Source organism: Ensifer adhaerens (assembly GCF_013283195.1).
In the GTDB taxonomy this organism is placed as follows: domain Bacteria; phylum Pseudomonadota; class Alphaproteobacteria; order Rhizobiales; family Rhizobiaceae; genus Ensifer; species Ensifer adhaerens_G.
On the sequence record NZ_JABEKT010000001.1, the window covers coordinates 443621 to 458552 of the forward strand.

Genomic DNA, 14932 nt, shown 5'->3' on the forward strand with positions numbered 1-14932 from the left:
GAAATACGCATGCCGGATCGGGCCCGATCTGGCTGCGCTAGACTGATTGCATGCGCCAGCTGCGGCGAACGTTCAGAGCTTGCGCAGGGCCACCGTCTCGGTGAGGTGGTCGGGGCCTTTCTGCAGGATGAGGTCGGCGCGCGGTCGCGTCGGCAGAATGTTCTGGTGCAGGTTCTTCAGGTTGATGTTGTGCCAGAGCCCTTCGGCGATCGCCCGTGCCGCATCCTCGCTGATGGTCGCATAGCGATGGAAGTAGGATTCCGGGTTCTTGAAGGCCGTTTCCCTAAGGCGCATGAAGCGGTTGACGTACCAGCTGTGGATCAGGCTTTCCTCGGCGTCGATATAGATCGAGAAGTCGAAGAAGTCCGAGACCATCGGCACGATCTTGCCGTCGGCCGGCAGGTTGCGCGACTGCAGGACATTGATACCCTCGAAGATCAGAATATCGGGCCTGTCGATGACCGTGTACTGATCCGGCAGCACGTCATAGGTCATGTGCGAATAGCTTGGCGCCCTGACGTTCGGCTGTCCGGCCTTGATCGCCGACAGGAAGCGCAGGAGCGCGCCGACGTCGTAGCTTTCAGGGAAGCCCTTGCGGTCCATCATGTTTTCGCGCTGAAGCACGGCGTTCGGATAGAGGAAGCCGTCCGTCGTCACCAGATCGACCTTCGGGCTCGAGGGCCAGCGCGACAGAAGCTGCGCGAGAATACGCGCTGTCGTCGACTTGCCGACCGCCACCGATCCGGCAATGCCGATGACGAAAGGCGTCTTCGTTTCGGACATGCTGAGGAAGCGCTTGCGCTGCTCGAACAGCATCTGCGACGATTCCACATGGGTCGAAAGCAGCCGCGACAGCGACAGATAGATTTGGCGGACCTCGCCGAGATCCACCGGGTCGTTCAACGAGCGCAGCCGCTGCACTTCGTCCGCGGTCAGCGTCATGGGCGTGTCGGCACGAAAACGCGACCATTCCTCGGCGGAGAAGAAATGATAGGGCGAATAGTCCCGTCTCTGAAGATTGTCCGGGAGATCGGCCATTTCGATATCTTGCGCAGCTAGGGTCATGGATCCCGCCGATTAGCCTTTTCCTGCAGACCGGATTGGCTTGTCCGCCGTGCAAGTTCGTCGAGCACATCCTGCAACGGAATGTCTGCAATTTTCAATACGACCATCAGATGATAGAGGAGATCGGCGCTCTCATCGACGAGATTCTGCCGATCGTTCCCTATCGCCGCGATCACGGTTTCGACTGCTTCCTCGCCCAGTTTCTTGGCCGCCTTCTGCTGACCGTGTGCGACCAGTTTCGCCGTCCAGGATTCGTCCGGTGACGCCTTGGCGCGTTCGGCGACGATGGTCTCGAGGTCGGAAAGGGAAAAATCACTCATAACGAAACCCTGAAAACTCAATCGAGACGCATGGCGATGCCATGTTCGGCCATATAGCGCTTGGTTTCGCCAATGCTATAGGTGCCGAAGTGGAAGATCGACGCGGCCAGAACCGCCGTTGCATGGCCGTCACGGATGCCGGCAACCATATGATCAAGCGTGCCTACGCCGCCGGACGCGATAACCGGCGCGCGCACCGCATCGGCGACCGCGCGTGTCAGCGCGATGTCGTAGCCGCTCTTGGTTCCGTCACGATCCATCGAGGTCAGGAGAATTTCACCGGCGCCGAGATCGACGACGCGACGGGCAAACTCGACGGCGTCGATGCCGGTCGTCTGGCGGCCGCCATGGGTGAAGATTTCCCAGCGGTTCTCTTCGCCGTCCTTCGAGACCTTCTTGGCATCGATCGCCACCACGATGCACTGGTTGCCGAACTTGTCAGCGGCTTCGGCGACGAAGTCCGGGTTTTTCACGGCGGCCGTGTTGATCGAGACCTTGTCGGCGCCTGCGAGCAGCAGCTTGCGGATATCGGCCACCTGGCGCACGCCACCGCCGACGGTGAGCGGCATGAAACATTGTTCGGCCGTGCGGGCGATGACGTCGAAGATGGTTTCGCGGTTGTCCGAAGACGCGGTGATGTCGAGGAAGCAGAGTTCGTCGGCGCCTGCCGCATCATAGGCGCGAGCCGCTTCCACCGGGTCGCCGGCATCGATCAGGTCGACGAAGTTGACGCCCTTGACGACACGACCGTCCTTGACGTCGAGGCAGGGGATTACGCGGGCTTTGAGGGTCATAGGCTCATGCCTTTCTCGTGGCGCGGATCAGCGCCAGGGCTTCCTGCGGATCGATGCGGCCGTCATAGAGCGCGCGGCCGGAGATGGCACCTTCGAGCTTCGCCGCATCCGGCGCGATCATTCGCCGGATATCGTCCATCGAGGCAAGGCCGCCCGACGCGATCACCGGGATCGAAACGGCGTCGGCAAGCTCCAGGGTCGAATCCCAATTGATCCCGGTAAGAATGCCGTCGCGATCGATATCGGTGTAGATGATCGCCGAGACGCCGGCGCCCTCGAACTTCTTCGCAAGCTCGATAACGCCGAGTTCAGACGCTTCCGCCCAGCCTTCGACCGCGACCTTGCCGCCCTTGGCGTCGATGCCGACGGCAACCTTGCCCGGAAACTTTCGGCAGGCTTCGATCACCAGCGCCGGGTCGCGCACCGCGACTGTGCCGAGGATGACGCGGGCCAGCCCGCGCGACAGCCAATTCTCGATATGCTCAAGCGTGCGGATGCCGCCGCCGAGCTGCACCGGATTCTTCGTCGACTTCAGGATCGCGTCGACGGCGTCCCCGTTGACGGTCTCGCCGGCAAAGGCACCGTTGAGGTCGACCACATGCAGCCACTCGAAGCCCTGCTCCTCGAAGGCGCGCGCCTGCGCACCGGGATCCGGGTTGTAAACGGTCGCCTGCTCCATGTCGCCGAGCTTCAGGCGCACGCATTGCCCGTCTTTCAGGTCGATAGCGGGGAAAAGGATCATGTGTCTATCCGATCAGAGGTCGCTCAAAACCGTTACGGCTTCCAGCGCAGGAAATTCGAGATGAGGGCAAGGCCGAGCGCCTGGCTCTTTTCCGGATGGAACTGCGAACCGGCCTTGTTGCCATTGGCGACGAAGGCGGTGACGGTACCGCCGTAGTCGGCTTCGGCCACGACATCGCCGGCGTTTTCCGCTGCCAGATGGTAGGAATGCACGAAGTAGGCGTGCAGGCCGTCGTCGCCGGTGCGAATGCCGTCAAACAACGGATGCGCGCGCGCCAGTCTGAGTGTGTTCCAGCCGATCTGCGGGATTTTGAGCGACGGATCCGTCGGCTTCATTTCGACGACGTCGCCGGGGATCCAGCCGAAACCATGGGTCGTGGTCTTTTCGAGGCCACGCGACGACATCAGCTGCATGCCGACACAGATACCGAGAAACGGCCGGCCGGCCCCTTCGACGACCTCGGTCAGTGCCTGTTCCATGCCATCGACGGCCGCAAGGCCACGCCGACAATCGGCATAGGCGCCAACGCCCGGCAGCACGATGCGATCGGCGGTCGCGACGCGTTCCGGCCTGTCGGTCAGGTCGATCTCGGCGTCGATACCGGCTTCTCGCGCAGCCCTTTCGAAGGCCTTCGTTGCCGAGCGCAGATTGCCCGATCCATAGTCGATAATGGCGACGCGCATCAGCGTTCTCCGTAGGATTCAAAAAGTCCAAGACCCGGGCCGGTGCTTGCCGGCTCTTGCCTTGGCCAGTCGACGGCTGGCCGAGCAACTGTTGCTCGGTCGACCGAGGGCACGTTTGCGAAGTAGATTTCTTCCGCCGTCTCGAGATCGCGCGCCGGCACGATGGCGCGCAACGTCCAGTCGCAGGTTATGAGCCGGCGAACAATGAGCACGGGGCCTTCCAGCGCGACCAGCAGGGCGAGCGCCAGATGCAAAAGAAGCGCTGCCAGCACGCCACCGGCAATCGTCGATAGAGAGATTAACAAAAACTGCAGAACAGCAACTGCGATTCCGAATACCCATAGGCGCTTGGCAAACAGCCAGAGCGCGGGAAACAGAAATGCGCCCCAGGAGAAGCCATCAGCAACAAAGCGTGCCCGGTCGTCGTCGGCGCGGGCGCCCGGCGGGGTCAGGATCATGTAAGAGGCCATGGTGATCAGCCAGATAATGACCGCTCAGGCAAGCGTACCCTTGGTCGAGGGAACGCGGCCGGCCTGGCGCGGGTCGATTTCGGTTGCCGTGCGAAGCACGCGGGCGACGGACTTGAAGCAGGTCTCGGCGATATGATGGTTGTTGGCGCCGTAGATGTTCTGGATATGCAGCGTGATGCCGGCGTTCTGGGCGAGCGCCTGGAAGAATTCGCGCACCAGTTCGGTGTCGAAGGTGCCGATCTTCGGCGAGGTGAAGGCGACGTTCCAGACGAGGAACGGCCGGCCGGACACGTCGACTGCAGCGCGCGTCATCGTTTCGTCCATGGCAAGGTCGAGCGAGGCGTAGCGGGTAATGCCGCGCCGGTCGCCAAGTGCCTTGGCGATGGCCTGGCCGATGGCAATGCCGGTGTCTTCGACCGTGTGGTGATCGTCGACGTGCAGGTCGCCGTCGGTCTTGATCTCCATGTCGATCAGCGAATGTCGGGAAAGCTGGTCCAGCATATGGTCGAAGAAGCCGACACCCGTCGCGATCTTCGAGGTTCCGGTGCCATCGATATTGACGGATACGGACACGGCCGTTTCATTCGTCTTACGCGAAACTTGGCCGGTGCGGCTGGACGTGGCTTCTGCCATCAGGCTCTCCTGTATGCGCTGGAGCCGCTCCTTATCAGGGGAGCGGGAAAATATCCAGAACCGCGGCGGAGATTTGACGGATTCGGCGAAGGTCCCGATTTACGGTCAACTCCATGGCCCACCGGGATTTGCAATCGCGCAAGAGGCACTTACATAGGCTTCAAGCAACCAGGCTCGTTCGAGCCCCCAACGCCCCTGGTTCTGGGGCCGACAGGTATCTTCAATGAGTGAACACAATCCCTACGGAACGATGCACGCGACCACCATCATCACGGTGCGCAAGGACGGCAAGGTGGTCATGGCCGGCGACGGCCAGGTTAGCCTTGGCCAGACGGTGATGAAGAGCAATGCCCGCAAGGTCAGGCGGCTGGCCAAGGGCGACGTGATCGCCGGCTTTGCCGGCGCGACGGCCGACGCCTTCACGCTTCTGGAGCGGCTCGAGGCCAAGCTCGAACAGTACCCGGATCAGCTGATGCGCGCGGCGGTGGAACTCGCCAAGGACTGGCGCACCAACAAGTATCTGCGCAATCTCGAGGCGATGATGCTGGTCGCCGACAAGTCGATCACGCTGGCGATTACCGGCAATGGCGACGTGCTGGAGCCGGAACATGGAACGATCGCCATCGGCTCGGGTGGCAATTACGCCTTTGCCGCGGCCCGCGCCCTGATGGACAGTGACAAGTCGGCCGAGGAAGTCGCGCGCCGGGCGCTCGAAATCGCAGGCGACATCTGCGTCTATACCAACCACAATATCGTGGTGGAGACGCTGGATGCCAACTGACCAGGCCCATGTCAGCTTCGAAAGGGTGGCCGATGGCCACCTGCCGATGCTGCATGGCTGGTTGAGCGAGCCGCATGTGCGGCAATGGTGGGGTGATCCGGACAAGGAAGTCGCGTTGATCCGCGACGGCTGCGCCTCGGGCGAGGTGGATGGCTTCATTTTCCACGTCTCGGGCGAGCCGGCAGGCTACATCCAGTCCTGGACACCATCAGAATATGACGAAGAGCCGTGGGCGAAGGATCTGCCCGGCGATGTCCCCGGCGTCGATATTTTCATCGGTCCGCCGGAGATGACCGGGAAGGGCGTCGCGTCCCTGGCGCTTCGGGCCTTTGCCCAGACGCTCTTTGCCGCCGGTGCGCCGCGGATCGTGATCGACCCCGATGCCGGCAACAGACGAGCCGTCCGGGCCTATGCGAAAGCGGGCTTCGTGCCCTTTGGCGAATGGATAGATGCATCCGGCCGCACGCTCCTGATGGAGCTGACGCGGACCGAGTTTGAGAGGACTACATGAGTATTTTTTCACCCCGGGAAATCGTGTCGGAACTCGACCGTTTCATCATCGGCCAGAACGATGCCAAGCGCGCGGTCGCGATCGCGCTGCGCAACCGCTGGCGGCGCCAGCAGCTCGGCGACGATCTGCGCGACGAGGTCATGCCGAAGAACATCCTGATGATCGGGCCGACCGGTGTCGGCAAGACGGAAATCTCCCGCCGTCTGGCCAAGCTCGCCGGCGCGCCTTTCGTCAAGGTCGAGGCGACCAAGTTCACTGAAGTCGGCTATGTCGGCCGCGATGTCGAACAGATCATCCGTGACCTCGTCGAAGTCGGCATCGGTCTCGTGCGCGAGAAGCGCCGGGCCGAGGTCAAGGCCAAGGCACACCAGAATGCCGAAGAGCGCGTTCTCGACGCGCTGGTCGGCGCCACCGCCTCGCCGGCCACGCGCGATAGCTTCCGCAAGAAGCTGCGCGCCAACGAGCTGGACGACAAGGAGATCGAGGTCGATATCGCCGAGACCGGCGCGCCCGGCGGCTTTGAAATTCCGGGCATGCCGGGCGCCAATATCGGCGTGCTCAACCTGTCGGAAATGTTCGGCAAGGCGATGGGCGCGCGCACCAAGAAGGTCAAGACCACGGTCAAGGCCTCCTATGAAGTGCTCGTCAACGACGAGTCCGACAAGCTGCTCGATAACGAGCAGATCCAGCGTGAGGCGGTGAGGGCAGTCGAGGACGACGGCATCGTCTTCCTCGACGAGATCGACAAGATCGCGTCGCGCGAAGGCGGCATGGGTGCGGGCGTATCGCGCGAAGGCGTGCAGCGGGATCTGTTGCCGCTGGTCGAAGGAACGACGGTTGCGACGAAGTACGGACCGGTGAAGACCGATCACATTCTCTTCATTGCCTCGGGCGCATTCCATGTGTCGAAACCATCAGATCTTCTGCCCGAACTTCAGGGTCGTCTGCCGATCCGCGTCGAGCTGCGCGCGCTGACTAAGGAAGACTTCCGCCGCATCCTGACGGAGACCGAGGCGAGCCTCATCCGGCAGTACAAGGCGCTGCTTGAGACGGAAGAAGTGAAGCTCGACTTCACCGACGATGCCATCGACGCACTTGCCGATGTGGCTGTGCAGCTCAACTCGAGCGTCGAGAACATCGGAGCCCGTCGTCTGCAGACGGTGATGGAGCGCGTGCTGGACGAGATCTCGTTCAACGCTCCCGATAGTGCCGGCCAGGCGGTTACGATCGATGCGGAATATGTCCGCAAGCACGTCGGCGATCTCGCCGCCAACACGGATCTGTCGCGCTACATCCTGTAGCGCCGTCGTCCCATCCTGGAACGACCGGACGTGGCGGCAATGCCTTGCCGTCAAGCAACTCTAAAGATGAAAGGCGCCTGTCCCTCGACAGGCGCCTCCATTTTTTCTAACACGGTCGGGCAAGCGATTGTGGCCGGAGGCATTATTCCGACATGATCTTGTCGTAGGAGCCGCGCCGCCGGATAGGCGCCTCCACCGTTGATAGGAAGAAGAGATCGTGCGTTTTACCGCCTGCATGCTCGCTATTGCCACGTTCTGCCTGACTGCAGGCCAGACGTTGGCGGCCAACGTTGTTCCGCCGGGCAACCGGAACGTCGAACAACCCGGCATACCGGGCGCATCCGTTCGCCGCACCAAAGCCGGCCGCACCTCCTTCGACGCCAAGTTCGAGAAGGTCCGCGACCTGCTTGCCAGTGACAAGCAATTGATGAGCAAGATCAAGTCGACGTCGCGTGCCTATGGCATCGCACCGATTCACATGATCGGTGCCATCGTCGGCGAGCACACCTACAATGTCGATGCCTACGACCGGCTGCAGTCCTATTACGTCAAGGCCGCCGCCTATGCCGGCAACAGCTTCCAGTTCGGCTATGATGGCGAGACGGTGGCCGAGTTCGTCGCCCGTCCGCAGTTTGCCGATTGCACGGGAAAGAAGAGCTCCTATTCGCTGTGGAGCTGCCGCGAGCGGGTGTGGGATGCTGAGTTCCGCGGCAAGTCCGTCGGCGGCAAGTCCTTTCCGAACAACCGTTTCAGCGCGGTCTTCTTCCAGCCCTTCTTTGCCGGACAGACCTTCGGCCTCGGCCAGATCAATCCGCTGACGGCGCTGATGTTGACTGATATCGTCGCCAAGACCTCGGGCTATGAGCGTCTCGACGAGACCAATGCGGCCGGCGTCTACGAAGCGATCATGGATCCGGATGTCTCGCTTGCCTATATGGCCGCCTCGATCCGTCACTCGATCGATGTCTACAAGTCCATCGCCGGCGTCGATATTTCGGGCAATCCCGGCATCACCGCCACGCTCTATAATATCGGCAATCCCGATAGCCGTGCGGCCGCCCTTGCCGCCCGGAACCAGGGCGGCGAGACCCAGTGGCCGGAGGAAAACTATTACGGCTGGTTGGTGAACGACAAGCTGGCGGAACTCGAAAGCCTGTTGTGATTCACGTGAAGCACTTTCCTTGATTGCGCCGTAAAAACCTGAAATCCTGGCGCAATCGAGAAAGGCAATCACCATGGACATGCGTCCGGAGCCATTCGAACCACCGGCTCCCACTCCGCGGGTCGGCGTGCCGTCCTACCTCAAGATCATCAAGACCGTTCTGCGCAATCCGCTCGAACTCTGGGGCGAGCCGTCCTATACGCTGCCGTGGATCGAGACGAAATTCATCACGCAGCGCACCCTGATCGTCAACGATCCCGGCCTCATCCGTTACATCCTCGTCGAAAACGTCAGCAATTATGAGATGTCCAAGGTCAGGCGGCTGATCCTGCGGCCGATCCTGCGCGACGGCCTGTTGACCGCCGAAGGTGAGGTCTGGAAGCGATCGCGCAAGGCCATCGCCCCGGTGTTCACGCCCCGCCACGCCAAGGGATTTGCCGGCCAGATGCTGCGCCGGTCGGAAGAGTTCGTCGAACGCTACGCGCACGCCAAGGTGCAGCCGTTCACCACCAATGTCGCCAGCGACATGACCGAACTGACCTTCGATATCCTGGCGGAAACGCTGTTCTCCGGCGAGGTCGCGGTTGAAAGGGAGGGCTTCGTCCAGAGTGTCGAAGAGCTTCTTCACCGCATGGGCCGCGTCGACCCCATGGATATTTTGTTGGCGCCGGAATGGCTGCCGCGGCTGACCCGTATCGGCGGCAAGAAGGTGATGAACCGCTTCCGCACGATCGTGTCGGAAACGATGGCGCTCCGGCGACAGCGCATGGCGACGGATCCCGCCGGCACGCCCAATGATTTCCTCACGCTCCTACTCCAGACCGAGGGCGCAAACGGTCTTTCGACTGAGGAGATCGAGGACAATATCCTTACTTTCATCGGTGCCGGGCATGAAACCACAGCCCGGGCGCTCGCCTGGACTCTCTATTGCGTCGCCAACACGCCGGCTTTCCGTGAGGCGATGGAGTCGGAGATTGACGGCGTCGTGAAGAGCGGTGCCGAGCCGGTCGAATGGCTGACGCTGATGCCGCACGTGCTGGCGGCCTTCGAGGAGGCGATGCGGCTTTATCCGCCGGCGCCGTCGATCAATCGCGCCGCCATCGAGGAGGACGAGTGGACGTCGCCGACCGGCGAGCGCGTGAGGATACCCAAGGGTATCGCCGTTCTGGTGATGCCGTGGACACTGCATCGCCACGTGCTCTATTGGGATAAGCCGCGCGCCTTCATGCCCGAGCGCTTCCTGCCGGAAAACCGCGAGAAGCTGCATCGCTTCCAGTATTTGCCGTTCGGTGCCGGTCCGCGCATCTGCATCGGTGCGACCTTCGCGCTACAGGAGGCCGTCATCGCGCTCGCCGTGCTGATGCACCGGTTCCGCTTCGACGTCACCGACGAGACGAAACCCTGGCCGGTGCAGCGGCTGACTACTCAACCGCGGGGCGGCTTGCCGATGCGGGTTTCGGCTCGCTGAAGGTCTTGCCCGGAATTGCCGATTGCACGCCACGCACCGGCGAATCTGCCGGCATCGGCTGTGGCAACTGCTTCGATGGTTTCTTGATCGTCTTGATTGCGGCGCAGGTCGCGTCTCCGACATTGTCGCAGGGCTTGTAGACGACGATCTCGCTGCCGGCGCCGTCGTCCCATACCGCCTGGATCGTCAGCGTCTTGGCTTCGTTGGCGGCAAGCGAGATGTAGACATATTCGGCTGTTTCGTCGGCCGGCAGGTTGAAGGGGATCTGCGGATTGCATTTGGCGAGCGGGAAGCGCTTGTCGAGCGCGTCCGAATTGATCGAGTAGCGGATTTCCGATAGCCGGCAATGCATCGTCTGCAATGCGGTAAAATAGATTAGCTGCCGGCCATCGTAGTTGCGAAACTGGATCCACCCGGTCTGCTTGTTGGCGTCCAGCATCGCCTTGTAGATCGAGACATCGGGCAATTGAGGTTTGTATTCCTCTTCCTCGGCGTCCTGTGCGCCACCCGGTTGGGCAAACAGCAGCCCGGCGGCAAGAATGCTGGCGACTGCCGACCTCCTGGAAAATCTCATGCCGCTCTCCCGTTCGTGTCGCACCGATGACCGCGAATGTCCTCGACACGATGGCCTTCTCTTCCAATATGTCATATCACCGGATCGATCCCCAATGAACCCGGGCTACCCCGGCCGAAACACTGGACTGGCTCGAATTGACGTCCCATTTTCTTCTCGGCATCGATACCGGCGGAACCTACACCGACGCGGTCCTCTTCAGCGAAACGGCGGGTGTGGTCGCCAAGGCAAAGGCGCTGACCACGCGCCACGATCTGGCCGTCGGGATTTCCGGCGCGGTCGAGCAGGTGTTGCAGAAGGCGGATGTTCCGGCCTCTGCCATCAGCCTCGTGTCGCTGTCGACCACGCTTGCCACCAACGCGCTGGTCGAGGGCCAGGGCGGTCGTGCCGGCTTGGTCATGATCGGCTTCGGCCCCGAAGATTTGAAGCGCGACGGGCTGCAGGATGCGCTCGGCTCCGATCCGGTGATCTTCCTGCCCGGCGGGCATAACGTTCACGGCGGCGAGACGCCGCTCGACATGAGCGCGCTTGACGAAGCCCTGCCGGTCCTGGCCGAACAGGTGTCCTCCTTTGCGATCGCCGGTTATTTCGCCGTGCGCAATCCCGCCCATGAACAGCGCGTGCGCGACCGCATCCGCGAAGTCTCGCATCTGCCGGTAACCTGCAGCCACGAGCTTTCGTCCAAGCTCGGCGGCCCGCGCCGGGCGCTGACGACGCTTCTGAACGCCCGTCTCGTCTCGATGATCGATCGGCTGATCGGCTCCTGCGAGGGCTTTTTGAAGTCCCGCGGCATCGATGTGCCGATGATGGTGGTGCGCGGCGATGGCGCCCTGATTTCCGCCGAAGAGGCAAGGCTCCGGCCGATAGAGACGATCCTTTCCGGACCCGCGGCCAGCCTCGTCGGCGCGCGGCACCTGACCGGCCTCGACAATGCTGTCGTGTCTGATATCGGCGGTACCACGACCGACGTCGCGGTGCTCGACCGCGGCCGCCCTCGGCTTGACGCTGAAGGTGCGGTTGTCGGCGGTTTCCGCACCATGGTCGAAGCGGTGGCGATGCGCACCTATGGCCTTGGCGGCGATTCGGAGGTTCGCATCAACGATCGTGGTTTGAAGGCTAAGATCGATCTCGGGCCCCGGCGGCTGATGCCGCTCAGCCTTGCCGCCGCGCTCCATGGCGATGCGGTGCTTTCGGTGTTGGAAAAGCAGCTGCGGGCGCAACATGCCGGTCGCAACAATGGCCGGCTTGCGGTTCGCACCGGCCTACCCGAACACTTGGCAAGCGGCCTGCAGCCTCAGGAGCAGGCGCTCTACGAGCGTATCGGAGCCTCGCCGATCTCGCTTGAGAACCTTTTGACGTCGACGCCGCAGCGCGCCACCCTAGACCGACTGGTGGCGCGCGGCCTGGTGCATATCTGCGGGTTGACGCCATCAGATGCCATGCATGTGCTCGGCCGCCAGTCGCAGTGGAGCGCCGAAGCTGCGCGTCTCGGCATCGAACTGGCGGCGCGTACCCGCGACGGCTCAGGCCAGCCGATCGCCGCGTCTGCCGAGGCAATGGCCGAAATGATCGTCGATCGTGTCACACGGCAGTCTTCCGAAGTCATCCTGCAGGCCTGCCTTGGCGAGGATGGGGCAGGGGCCATCGACCCGGCGGTCTCGCAGGCGGTCGACCGTGCGCTGACGCGGGCGCCGGGCATCGTCCGGTTTTCGCTCGGCCTCGATCGCCCGCTCGTCGGCCTGGGCGCTTCGGCGCCGGTCTACTATCCAGCCATTGCCGATATGCTCGGCACGGACGCCGCGATCCCCAATGAAGCCGACGTCGCCAATGCCGTCGGTGCCGTCGTCGGCCAGGTCAGGGCATCGGTTACGGTGTTCGTCACCGCGCCGGAAGAGGGCATCTTCATCGTCAACGGGGCAGGGGTGAGCGAACGTTTCCTCGATCAGGACCGGGCCTTTTCAGCCGCCCGCCGTCGCGCCGAGACGATGGCGCTGGAGGCAGCCCGCACCAACGGTGCCGACGAGCCGGTCTCGATGCTGCGCGAGGAAATCGATGCCCCCGAAGTCGAAGGAAGCCGCAAGCTGATCGAGGCCCGCTTCATCGCCCAGGCGAGTGGGCGGCCACGCATCGCCCATGGGTGATCTTTTCCATTTTGGAAACAATTCTTCGCATCCTTGCTGAATTGACAGGGAATGAATTGATGAGAAACTGCCGGCCTTTCACGCGCGCGAGTGGCCTGTTTCAAGGAGTAAGATAATGGACCGCATTGAGAAGTTTGGTTTGAAGATCGATGCAGGTCTGCATGACTTTCTGGTGAAGGAGGCGATGCCCGGAACCGGCGTCGATGCCGAGCGGTTCTTTGCCGAATTGTCTAAGATCGTCCACGACCTTGCGCCGAAAAACCGCGCCTTGCTTGCCAAGCGCGACGACCTGCAGGCGAAGATCGACGCCTGGTATCGCGACAATGGCGCTCCGAACGACCTCGACGCCTACCAGGGCTTTCTGAAGGAAATCGGCTATCTGCTGCCGGAAGGCCCCGAATTCTCGGTTTCGACAGGCAACGTCGATCCGGAGATCGCGACGATCGCCGGCCCGCAGTTGGTCGTTCCCGTGATGAATGCCCGTTATGCCCTCAATGCTGCCAATGCGCGCTGGGGCTCGCTCTATGATGCGCTCTACGGCACCGATGCCATTTCCGACGAGGACGGTGCGGAAAAGGGACGCGGTTATAACCCCAAGCGCGGTGCCAAGGTTATAGCCTGGGCGCGGGACTTCCTCGACGCGAGCGCGCCGCTGGATAACGGCAGCTGGAAGGATGTTTCATCCCTGACGGTCGCTTCGGGCAGCCTCTCGGTGATGCTTGCGGGCGGTGCCAAGACCGCACTTCGCAATTCCACGCAGTTTGCCGGCTATGACGGTTCGGCTGACGCACCGTCGCAGATCGTTCTCCGGCACAACAATCTGCATGCCGTGGTCGTCCTCGATGCGACGACGCCGATCGGCAAGGACGATCCGGCGCATATTTCCGACGTCATTCTCGAATCGGCGATCACCACCATCATGGACTGCGAAGATTCGGTCGCCGCCGTCGATGCCGAGGACAAGGTCGTCGTCTATCGCAACTGGCTCGGCCTCATGAAGGGCGATCTCGAGGAAGAGGTCGTCAAGGGCGGCCGCAGCTTCACGCGCCGCCTCAATGCCGACCGCACCTACACGGCGCCCTCTGGTGGTGCGGTATCCTTGCCGGGCCGCTCGTTGATGCTGGTTCGCAATGTCGGCCACCTGATGACGAATCCGGCTATCCTTGATCGCGACGGCAACGAGGTGCCGGAAGGCATCATGGATGCGATGGCAACCGCGCTGATCGCTCTGCACGATATCGGCGACGGTGGCCGCCGCATGAACTCGCGCGAAGGTTCGATGTATGTCGTCAAGCCGAAGATGCACGGGCCGGAAGAAGTCGCCTTTGCCTGCGAGATCTTTTCTCGTGTCGAGACGGCGCTCGGCATGCCGGCCAACACCATGAAGATGGGCATCATGGACGAGGAGCGCCGCACCACGGTCAACCTCAAGGAATGCATTCGCGCCGCGCGCGAACGCGTCGTCTTCATCAACACCGGCTTCCTCGATCGCACCGGCGACGAGATCCATACCTCGATGGAAGCGGGCCCGATGATCCGCAAGGGCGACATGAAGCAGGCTGCATGGATCGCGGCCTACGAAAACTGGAACGTCGACATTGGCCTCGAATGCGGCCTTTCCGGTCACGCGCAGATCGGCAAGGGCATGTGGGCGATGCCCGACCTGATGGCAGCGATGCTGGAGCAGAAGATCGCCCACCCGAAGGCTGGCGCCAACACCGCCTGGGTTCCGTCGCCGACGGCTGCCACCCTGCATGCGACCCACTACCACCGGGTCAATGTTGCCGACGTCCAGGCTGGCCTGAAGAGCCGGGCACGCGCCAAGTTCAGCGATATCCTGTCGGTGCCGGTCGCAACCCGTCCGAACTGGACGCCGGAGGAAATCCAGCGCGAACTCGACAACAATGCGCAGGGTATTCTCGGTTACGTCGTTCGCTGGGTCGATCAAGGCGTCGGCTGCTCCAAGGTGCCCGATATCAACAATATCGGCCTGATGGAGGATCGCGCCACGCTGCGCATTTCCGCCCAGCACATGGCCAACTGGCTGCATCATGGCGTCGTCACGCAAGACCAGGTGGTTGAGACGATGAAGCGCATGGCCGCTGTCGTCGATGGCCAGAACGCCGATGATCCGCAGTATGTCGCCATGGCCGGCAATTTTGACGGTTCGATCGCCTTCCAGGCGGCACTTGAGCTTGTCCTCAAGGGCCGCGAGCAGCCGAACGGTTACACCGAACCGGTCCTGCACCGCCGTCGCCGCGAGCTGAAAGCCAAACTGGCGGCCTGA

General features: G+C 62.4%; 15 protein-coding genes. 7 read left to right on the forward strand and 8 right to left on the reverse strand.

Going from position 1 to position 14932, the window contains the following annotated elements:
• Positions 1 to 72: 72 nt before the first annotated feature.
• The 7 genes from coaA to hisB are packed head-to-tail and all read right to left on the reverse strand — an operon-like array spanning position 73 to position 4707.
• Complete coding sequence (gene coaA, locus LPJGGPFB_RS01990; protein WP_173418501.1) at positions 73 to 1065, reverse strand: type I pantothenate kinase; 993 nt, start codon at positions 1063 to 1065, stop codon at positions 73 to 75.
• Positions 1062 to 1385, reverse strand: coding sequence for a phosphoribosyl-ATP diphosphatase (locus tag LPJGGPFB_RS01995; RefSeq protein WP_173418502.1), 324 nt, complete (start codon positions 1383 to 1385; stop codon positions 1062 to 1064). Before LPJGGPFB_RS01995 ends, coaA begins: the two co-directional genes overlap by 4 nt.
• Before the next feature lie 17 nt (positions 1386 to 1402).
• Positions 1403 to 2179, reverse strand: a complete 777-nt coding sequence (gene hisF / locus LPJGGPFB_RS02000) for an imidazole glycerol phosphate synthase subunit HisF (protein WP_173418503.1) — start codon at positions 2177 to 2179, stop codon at positions 1403 to 1405.
• A 4-nt stretch (positions 2180 to 2183) separates the two neighbouring features.
• Complete coding sequence (gene hisA, locus LPJGGPFB_RS02005) at positions 2184 to 2921, reverse strand: 1-(5-phosphoribosyl)-5-[(5-phosphoribosylamino)methylideneamino]imidazole-4-carboxamide isomerase (RefSeq protein ID WP_173418504.1); 738 nt, start codon at positions 2919 to 2921, stop codon at positions 2184 to 2186.
• Between the two features lie 32 nt (positions 2922 to 2953).
• Entirely contained in the window at positions 2954 to 3604 is a 651-nt protein-coding gene (hisH, locus tag LPJGGPFB_RS02010) for an imidazole glycerol phosphate synthase subunit HisH (RefSeq protein ID WP_173418505.1), read from the reverse strand.
• The gene (locus LPJGGPFB_RS02015; RefSeq protein ID WP_173418506.1) at positions 3604 to 4074 is read right to left on the reverse strand and encodes a DUF2628 domain-containing protein; all 471 of its coding nucleotides are present in this window, start codon (positions 4072 to 4074) and stop codon (positions 3604 to 3606) included. The genes hisH and LPJGGPFB_RS02015 overlap by 1 nt, the downstream gene beginning before the upstream one ends.
• Before the next feature lie 24 nt (positions 4075 to 4098).
• Positions 4099 to 4707, reverse strand: coding sequence for an imidazoleglycerol-phosphate dehydratase HisB (hisB, locus tag LPJGGPFB_RS02020; protein ID WP_077505443.1), 609 nt, complete (start codon positions 4705 to 4707; stop codon positions 4099 to 4101).
• A 223-nt stretch (positions 4708 to 4930) separates the two neighbouring features.
• On the opposite strand from hisB, the gene hslV reads away from it, so the two are divergent.
• The 5 genes from hslV to LPJGGPFB_RS02045 all read left to right on the forward strand — a co-directional run bounded on the left by hslV (position 4931) and on the right by LPJGGPFB_RS02045 (position 9930).
• Complete coding sequence (hslV, locus tag LPJGGPFB_RS02025; protein WP_173418507.1) at positions 4931 to 5488, forward strand: ATP-dependent protease subunit HslV; 558 nt, start codon at positions 4931 to 4933, stop codon at positions 5486 to 5488.
• Complete coding sequence (locus tag LPJGGPFB_RS02030) at positions 5478 to 5999, forward strand: GNAT family N-acetyltransferase (protein ID WP_173418508.1); 522 nt, start codon at positions 5478 to 5480, stop codon at positions 5997 to 5999. Before hslV ends, LPJGGPFB_RS02030 begins: the two co-directional genes overlap by 11 nt.
• Entirely contained in the window at positions 5996 to 7300 is a 1305-nt protein-coding gene (gene hslU, locus LPJGGPFB_RS02035) for an ATP-dependent protease ATPase subunit HslU (RefSeq protein WP_173418509.1), read from the forward strand. Before LPJGGPFB_RS02030 ends, hslU begins: the two co-directional genes overlap by 4 nt.
• 217 nt (positions 7301 to 7517) lie before the next feature.
• Positions 7518 to 8462 (forward strand): DUF1402 family protein, encoded by a 945-nt coding sequence (locus LPJGGPFB_RS02040; RefSeq protein ID WP_345790934.1) that lies wholly within the window; start codon positions 7518 to 7520, stop codon positions 8460 to 8462.
• A 73-nt stretch (positions 8463 to 8535) separates the two neighbouring features.
• Positions 8536 to 9930, forward strand: coding sequence for a cytochrome P450 (locus LPJGGPFB_RS02045; protein ID WP_173418510.1), 1395 nt, complete (start codon positions 8536 to 8538; stop codon positions 9928 to 9930).
• Here the strand turns inward: LPJGGPFB_RS02045 and LPJGGPFB_RS02050 are convergent.
• Positions 9884 to 10504, reverse strand: coding sequence for a hypothetical protein (locus LPJGGPFB_RS02050; protein WP_173418511.1), 621 nt, complete (start codon positions 10502 to 10504; stop codon positions 9884 to 9886). The genes LPJGGPFB_RS02045 and LPJGGPFB_RS02050 overlap by 47 nt on opposite strands.
• A 137-nt stretch (positions 10505 to 10641) precedes the next feature.
• Here LPJGGPFB_RS02050 and LPJGGPFB_RS02055 point away from each other — a divergent pair, with 137 nt between their 5' ends.
• Complete coding sequence (locus LPJGGPFB_RS02055; RefSeq protein ID WP_173418512.1) at positions 10642 to 12645, forward strand: hydantoinase/oxoprolinase N-terminal domain-containing protein; 2004 nt, start codon at positions 10642 to 10644, stop codon at positions 12643 to 12645.
• Between the two features lie 115 nt (positions 12646 to 12760).
• The gene (locus tag LPJGGPFB_RS02060; RefSeq protein ID WP_173418513.1) at positions 12761 to 14932 is read left to right on the forward strand and encodes a malate synthase G; all 2172 of its coding nucleotides are present in this window, start codon (positions 12761 to 12763) and stop codon (positions 14930 to 14932) included.

Bases quoted from the DNA above. Each gene is read 5' to 3' on its own strand.
- LPJGGPFB_RS01995 (WP_173418502.1), bottom strand. From the start codon at position 1,385: ATGAGTGATTTTTCCCTTTCCGACCTCGAGACCATCGTCGCCGAACGC.
- hisH (WP_173418505.1), bottom strand. From the start codon at position 3,604: ATGCGCGTCGCCATTATCGACTATGGATCGGGCAATCTGCGCTCGGCA.
- coaA (WP_173418501.1), bottom strand. From the start codon at position 1,065: ATGACCCTAGCTGCGCAAGATATCGAAATGGCCGATCTCCCGGACAAT.
- LPJGGPFB_RS02050 (WP_173418511.1), bottom strand. From the start codon at position 10,504: ATGAGATTTTCCAGGAGGTCGGCAGTCGCCAGCATTCTTGCCGCCGGG.
- hisF (WP_173418503.1), bottom strand. From the start codon at position 2,179: ATGACCCTCAAAGCCCGCGTAATCCCCTGCCTCGACGTCAAGGACGGT.
- LPJGGPFB_RS02060 (WP_173418513.1), top strand. From the start codon at position 12,761: ATGGACCGCATTGAGAAGTTTGGTTTGAAGATCGATGCAGGTCTGCAT.
- LPJGGPFB_RS02015 (WP_173418506.1), bottom strand. From the start codon at position 4,074: ATGGCCTCTTACATGATCCTGACCCCGCCGGGCGCCCGCGCCGACGAC.
- hisA (WP_173418504.1), bottom strand. From the start codon at position 2,921: ATGATCCTTTTCCCCGCTATCGACCTGAAAGACGGGCAATGCGTGCGC.
- hslV (WP_173418507.1), top strand. From the start codon at position 4,931: ATGAGTGAACACAATCCCTACGGAACGATGCACGCGACCACCATCATC.
- LPJGGPFB_RS02045 (WP_173418510.1), top strand. From the start codon at position 8,536: ATGGACATGCGTCCGGAGCCATTCGAACCACCGGCTCCCACTCCGCGG.
- hisB (WP_077505443.1), bottom strand. From the start codon at position 4,707: ATGGCAGAAGCCACGTCCAGCCGCACCGGCCAAGTTTCGCGTAAGACG.
- hslU (WP_173418509.1), top strand. From the start codon at position 5,996: ATGAGTATTTTTTCACCCCGGGAAATCGTGTCGGAACTCGACCGTTTC.
- LPJGGPFB_RS02030 (WP_173418508.1), top strand. From the start codon at position 5,478: ATGCCAACTGACCAGGCCCATGTCAGCTTCGAAAGGGTGGCCGATGGC.